The sequence below is a fragment of the Microbacterium sp. ISL-103 genome (genome assembly GCF_018613995.1).
Lineage (GTDB): Bacteria > Actinomycetota > Actinomycetes > Actinomycetales > Microbacteriaceae > Microbacterium.
In genome coordinates this window covers 2,036-7,712 of sequence record NZ_JAGGPD010000084.1, presented here as the reverse complement: position 1 = coordinate 7,712, position 5,677 = coordinate 2,036, and the positions used below count along the sequence as shown (strand labels likewise).

Genomic DNA, 5,677 nt, shown 5'->3' with positions numbered 1-5,677 from the left:
CGCGATCAGTCACGACGAGGCGGGGCTGCGCGCCCTGCACGCCCGGCGCATCGAGGTGAGCGCGTCGTGATCGACCCGCTGACCGCCCGCATCGATCGTCCGGGGCCGATCGCACCCCGTTCCGCGCTCGCCAAGCTGGCGGCCGCGCTCCTCATCGCCCTCCCGCTCGTGCTGACGATCGACGTCGTCTCGGCATCCGTCGCGCTGCTGCTCGAGATCCCGCTGCTGCTGCTCGCGGGGCTCCGGGCCAAGGAGTTCTGGACGCGCACCGCCGTGCTGTGGATCGCCGCCCCCCTGAGCGCGGTCACCATCGCCCTCTACGGCGCGACCAGCGGCACGATCCATTTCGAGTGGTTCGTGATGCGCATCAGCGATGGATCGCTCGCGCTCGCCGCGGCGACCGCGGTGCGCGTGCTCGCGATCGGCCTCCCCGCGGTCGTGCTCTTCATCACGGTCGATCCCACCGATCTCGCCGACGATCTGGCTCAGCGGGTGAAGCTGCCGGCGCGATTCGTCGTGGGGGCGCTCGCCGGGATGCGGATGCTGGGCCTGCTCGTCGAGGACTGGCGCGCGCTCTCGCTCGCACGGAGGGCGCGTGGCGTGGCCGACGAGGGCCGCATCCGTCGGGGGTTCGGCATGGCGTTCGCGCTGTTCGTGCTCGCGATCCGCCGGGGGTCATCCCTCGCCACCGCGATGGAGGCACGCGGCTTCGGTGGCACGGGTCCGCGATCCTGGGCGCGGGAGTCGAGGTGGGATCGGGGCGACACGATCCTCGTGGCGGTGGCGGCGGTGATCCCGGCGGTCGCGATCACGGTGGCGGTGCTGACGGGGGCGTGGAACTTCATCCTCGGCCCGACATCCTGACCTGCGGCAGTCCGCATCCGAGGACCATCCAGGGCGATCAGCCCATGCTCAGCTTCCTCAAAGGTGGAATGCCGATGTATTCGCTAGCATGGAGCGAACCCAAGGGGAGTACTCCACCACGGGCGGCTCGTCATTACGGATGTCCCTGCATCCCGGGTCCCCGGTTCTCGTTCGCGAGGATGGAGAAGACCTTGGCGTCGACATCGTCACGCCTCGTCTTTGGAGACCTCCTTGAACATCACCCCCCTCGTGTGGATCATCACGATCGCCGTCACGATCGCCTTCTTCGTGTACGAGTTCTTCGCCCACGTGCGAAAGCCCCACGAGCCCACCATCGGTGAGTCCGCCCGGTGGTCGGCCTTCTACATCGGTCTTGCGCTGCTCTTCGGCGTCGGCATCGGCACCGTCTCGGGGTGGACGTACGGCGGCGAGTACTTCGCCGGGTACCTCACCGAGAAGGCGCTGTCAATCGACAACCTCTTCGTCTTCCTGATCGTGATGACGGGCTTCGCGGTGCCGCGCATATACCAGCAGAAGGTGCTGATGATCGGCATCGTGATCGCGCTGATCATGCGCGGTGGGTTCATCGCCCTCGGCGCCACGCTGATCGAGAACTTCTCGTGGATCTTCTACCTGTTCGGCGCCCTGCTGCTGTTCCTCGCCTATCGCCAGGCCTTCGCGCAGGGTGATCACAACCCGGCCAACGGCCGATTCATGCGCTTCGTGCGCCGCATCCTTCCGGTGAGCGACGAGTACAACGGCGACCGCCTGACGGTGCAGCGCGACGGCAAGCGATTCTTCACGCCGATGTTCCTCGTCATCATCGCGATCGGCTTCGTCGACCTGATCTTCGCGGTCGACTCGATCCCCGCGATCTACGGTCTGACCGAAGAGGCGTACATCGTCTTCACGGCCAACGCGTTCGCGCTGATGGGTCTGCGCCAGCTGTACTTCCTCATCGGCGGTCTGCTGCAGCGCCTCGTGTACCTCGCGCAGGGGCTCGCGGTCATCCTCGCCTTCATCGGCGTCAAGCTCGTGCTGCACGCGATGCACGTCAACGAGCTGCCGTTCATCAACGGCGGCGAGCCGATGCTGTGGGCTCCCGAGATCCCGATCTGGTTCTCGCTGGTCTTCATCGGCGCGACCATCGCGGTCGCCACCATCGCCAGCCTCATGAAGACGCGGCGCGACGACAAGCGCGACGCGATCGACGACGCCTCCTCGACCTCTGCATCCCTCACCACCGACACACAGAAGGAACACTCGTGAACCAGTCGCGCCGCTCCGACGCGTCCGCAGACCCTGACAGACCCGGTGCCCGAATGACCTCGGGCCCCCCCGCACCGCTCGAGGTGACCCGCTGATGGGTGACCTCGCGGTGAACATCGCCTTGGTGTTCGTGTTCGTCCTCGTCGGTGGCGTGTTCGCCGCCACCGAGATGGCGCTCGTCACCTTGCGCGAGAGCCAGATCAACGCCATCGCGGCTCGTGGCAAGCGCGGCGAGAAAGTCGCGGGCCTCGCCCGCAACCCCAACACCTTCCTCTCCGCCGTGCAGATCGGTGTCACGGTCGCCGGCTTCGCGTCGGCCGCCTACGGCGCGACATCCATCGCCCCGTCGGTCGCGCCGCTGCTCGAGAACCTCGGCATCGGGGCCCCGCTGGCCATGACGCTCGCGACAGTGCTGCTCACGCTGGTGATCGCGTATCTGTCGCTCGTGCTCGGAGAGCTCGTGCCCAAGCGCCTCGCGATCCAGCGCAACGCGCAGTTCGCCTACGCGGTGGCACCGGTGCTCGACGGCTTCGCCACGATCATGCGACCGGTCATCTGGCTGCTCTCGGTGTCGACCAACGCGGTCGTGCGACTGCTCGGCGGCGATCCGAACAAGGCGGCGGACGAGCTCAGCGAGGAGGAGCTGCGTGACATCGTCGCGACGCACCAGAGCCTCCCCGACGACGAGCGTCGGATCCTCGACGACGTGCTGTCGCTGCGCGGCCGCCAGGTGAGCGAGGTCATGCGACCCCGCCCCGAGGTCGTCGCCCTCGACGGCACGGCGACTCTGACAGAGGCCATCGCGCAGGTCAGGGAGCTGCCGTTCTCGCGCTACCCCGTGGTCGACACGTCGCTCGATGACGTCGTGGGCTTCGTGCACGTGCGCGATCTGTTCGAGGCCGCGGCCGAGGACTCGACTCGCGCCGTGACCAGCCTCATGCGTCCTGTCGAGTACGTGCCGTCGACCGCGGGCGTGCTGCCGACCCTGACCCGCATGCGGGCGGCCGGTCATCACATCGCCGTGGTCGTCGACGAATACGGCGGCACCGACGGCATCGTGACCCTCGAAGACCTCGTCGAAGAGGTCGTCGGCGAGATCTTCGACGAGTACGACACGGAAGACCGGATGACGGATGCCGGCGGCGCCCTCGACGGCCGCCTCAACCTGCAGGACTTCGCCGAGATCACCGGAATCGCTCTGCCCCGCGGCGCGTCGGACACGGTTGCGGGATTCGTGACCGAGATGCTCGGCCGCCTCGCGGTGGTCGGCGATTCGGTTGAGGTGCCCGGCGCGACGATCCGCGTCACGGCTGTCGACCGGCGACGGATCGCGGAGATTCGCGTGGTGCTGCACGAAGATGCGGAACTCGACCTGAGGGAGTGACTCTCAGGTCTCGTTCCAGAGCCTTCGGTAGTACTCCAGCCGCTCCCGGTCGGGTTCGACGCCGTAGGCCTCGATGAGAGCGTCTTCCCACCCGTGGCCGAAGTTCCACTGTGTGCTCATCGAGGCGACGGCGATGTCCGCCCAGCGGTCGGCGACGCCGAGGGCTGCGAGGTCGACGTGCGCGAGTGGACGGCCGTCGTCGTCGAGCAGGGTGTTGGGCATGCACGCGTCGCCGTGGCACACCACGAGCAGATCGACCGGCGGCGGCGTGCGCAGGTCGTCGGGCACGACGACACCACGCTCGACGGCGTTCGCGATCCTCCACTCGGGGCTCCACGACCAGGGGCAGTCGTCGACGGGCAGCGCGTCGTGCATAGCGCGCAGGGCGGCACCGACCGCGCGCACGGATGTCCCGGGATCGTCGCTCCAGCGGGGGTCGACCGCGCTGTGACCCGGAAGGGCAGCGGTGACAAGCCACTCGTGAGTCGCATCCTGGCCCTGGTCGAGCACCTCCGGCACCGTGATCCAGCGCCGCGCCCAGCGCATGCGCTCAGCCTCGTCGCGCATGTTCGCCTCGGCGTCGTGCGGACCCCACTTGATGTAGCGACCGTCGTCGGTGCGGAAGGTGAGCCCGCCGATGCCGTTGAGCCAGACGGGCGTCAGCTCGGCGCCGTCGGCGAGGGTGCGCACCCGGGTCGGGATCGGAAGGGATGGGGCAGGAATGCTCATGCTTCGCTCCTCCCGCAATGTATATCGGTATGCACGTATTCTCCCGGTTCTGAGGGGTCGGACGCAGTTAGTCTCAGTCCCGGTCGCCGTCGGCGACCGCATCACCCATCCCATCAGACACACAGAGGTCTCCGTGCGCGTTTCGTCCCGGTCGCAGTGGTGGCGACGGCACGGCAGCGATGCCGACGACTCGTCGTCCGCACCCGCGGTCGGCCTGCCCAAGGCTCCGGCGATCTCGTCTGCGGAGCCCGACGAACGGGACCTCGCCCAGTTCGTCGAGTGGATCTGGGCGGAGGACGCCCAGGCATCCGGCGAGGGCGACCTCGGCGGAGAAGGCGGTGTCGGGGATGCACGCACGACCATTGAGGAGCACAACAACATGAGTTCACTTGACGACGCGCTGCAGCAGCTGCTCGCCATCGAAGGCGCGACCGGCGCCGCCATCGTCGATTACGGCAGTGGCATGGCGCTCGCCCAGGGCGGCAACCCGTCGTTCGACCTCGGCATCGCGGCCGCGGGCAACTCCAACGTCGTGCGCGCGAAGCTCGCCACGATGCGCGACCTCGGCGTCACCGACGACATCGACGACATCCTCATCACACTCAGCTCGCAGTACCACCTGATCAACGTGCTCAACGCGACGGGCGCGAACGGTCTCTTCATCTACCTCGTGCTCAACCGGGCCGCCGCGAACCTCGCCCTCGCCCGGCACAAGCTGAAGGGCATCGCCGCGCTCATCGAGGTGTGAGCGCACCGAGTCGCGTCGAAGGGGGAGGATCGTGGGGGTCCGCTCCCTTCGGCGTGTGACGGACGCATCGGCGCCCGCATGCGGGAGCGGTCGTGCGCGAGTGGTCGTGACGTAGGCTCTGGATCGACGACGGGGTCGACAGCAGGCTCCGGAGAACGGCTGAAACTCGGAATCAGCTAAACTGACACTGGGTCGCACACGTTTCGAAGGAGAACCGCATGCAGATCCAGGGCTCGAGTGCTCTCATCACCGGCGGTGCGTCCGGTCTGGGCCTCGCCACCGCACGGAAGTTGGCCGCAGCCGGCGCCGTCGTGACCATCCTCGACCTCCCCTCCTCTGCGGGTGCGGAGATCGCCGACGAGCTCGGCGGGGTGTTCGCCGCGGGTGATGTCACGAGCGCCGATGACGCCGCCGCGGCCGCCGCCGCGGCGCAGGCCGCAGCGCCTCTTCGCATCGTGGTCAACTGCGCGGGCATCGCCCCGCCCGCCAAGGTGCTCGATCGCGAGGGCAACCCGGCCGTTCTCGCCGACTTCGAGCGCATCGTCCGCATCAACCTGGTCGGCACGTTCAACGTGCTCTCGCAGGCATCCGCCGTGATCGCGAAGAACGACTCGACGGATGACGGCGACCGCGGCGTCATCGTTAACACCGCGAGTGTGGCGGCCTTCGACGGTCAGATCGGC

Annotated in this window: 6 protein-coding genes; 5 read left to right on the top strand and 1 reads right to left on the bottom strand. The window is 68.1% G+C overall.

What is annotated here, in order from left to right; genetic code table 11:
- The first annotated feature begins 78 nt into the window (after positions 1-78).
- The 3 genes from J7E68_RS03835 (at position 79) to J7E68_RS03825 (ending at position 3,517) form a co-directional block, all read left to right on the top strand.
- A complete protein-coding gene (locus J7E68_RS03835; RefSeq protein WP_215170002.1) occupies positions 79-864 on the top strand; it encodes an energy-coupling factor transporter transmembrane component T in 786 nt (261 codons plus the stop codon).
- Between the two features lie 231 nt (positions 865-1,095).
- Positions 1,096-2,133, top strand: a complete 1,038-nt coding sequence (locus J7E68_RS03830; RefSeq protein WP_215169999.1) for a TerC family protein — start codon at positions 1,096-1,098, stop codon at positions 2,131-2,133.
- 94 nt (positions 2,134-2,227) lie between these two features.
- Positions 2,228-3,517, top strand: a complete 1,290-nt coding sequence (locus tag J7E68_RS03825; RefSeq protein ID WP_215169997.1) for a hemolysin family protein — start codon at positions 2,228-2,230, stop codon at positions 3,515-3,517.
- Between the two features lie 3 nt (positions 3,518-3,520).
- On the opposite strand, the gene J7E68_RS03820 is transcribed toward J7E68_RS03825, so the two are convergent.
- Entirely contained in the window at positions 3,521-4,246 is a 726-nt protein-coding gene (locus J7E68_RS03820) for an aminoglycoside 3'-phosphotransferase (RefSeq protein WP_215169995.1), read from the bottom strand.
- Positions 4,247-4,379: 133 nt separating this feature from the next.
- Here J7E68_RS03820 and J7E68_RS03815 point away from each other — a divergent pair, with 133 nt between their 5' ends.
- Both J7E68_RS03815 and J7E68_RS03810 read left to right on the top strand, forming a co-directional pair.
- Positions 4,380-4,994, top strand: a complete 615-nt coding sequence (locus tag J7E68_RS03815) for a hypothetical protein (RefSeq protein WP_311416249.1) — start codon at positions 4,380-4,382, stop codon at positions 4,992-4,994.
- A 218-nt stretch (positions 4,995-5,212) separates the two neighbouring features.
- A partial coding sequence (locus J7E68_RS03810) for an SDR family NAD(P)-dependent oxidoreductase (protein WP_251048608.1) occupies positions 5,213-5,677 on the top strand: 465 nt, incomplete at its 3' end.